This window comes from Mesorhizobium sp. PL10 (assembly GCF_053714315.1).
In genome coordinates this window covers 1-529 of the sequence record NZ_JBSKBR010000190.1, presented here as the reverse complement: position 1 = coordinate 529, position 529 = coordinate 1, and the positions used below count along the sequence as shown (strand labels likewise).

Here is a 529-nt window from a genome sequence, read left to right as displayed (position 1 = left end):
GGACCTGTTGCACAGTACGAGAGAGTGCGGCCGGGATGCGAATACAGTGGTTCGTTGCTTGCCTCTTGGGGATTGAGGCCTTGTTTTGAGGTTTGAGGTGGGTGTTTGGGCCATTCGGCCTGACTGCGGACGCACCTATCCCGTGATGGCAGCCCATCGGCGCATGTTGAAGGCGATCGCCGCCATCGTCACCTGACCGGCTGCCTTGGCCAGTCCGACATAGCGGATCCTGGTCAGCTTCATGCGGTTCTTGAGCGTGGCGAAAGTGGTCTCCACCGCCGCCCGCCGCCGGCCAATCAGTTGGTTGTAATGCTTGAGCCGCACCGTCAGTGCATGATGCTTGTTGGGACGGCGTGCGATGCGCGCCTTCTTGCCTTCGGCTTTGAGCCGGGCACGACGGGCGTGCGTGTCGTAAGCGGCATCCGCCCATACCGTCTTCTCGTCGCCACAGATCAAGGCATCGGCCATCACCGTGTCGTTGACGTTGGCCGGTGTCGTGATCACCGTACGGATCAGCCCAGAGCCTTCA

1 protein-coding gene is annotated in these 529 nt (G+C 61.4%); it reads right to left on the bottom strand.

Features of this window, described 5'->3' with window-relative positions:
* Positions 1 to 135: 135 nt before the first annotated feature.
* Positions 136 to 529: transposase (locus ACWGTO_RS33800; RefSeq protein ID WP_454578995.1), on the bottom strand; the 394-nt coding region annotated here is incomplete at its 5' end.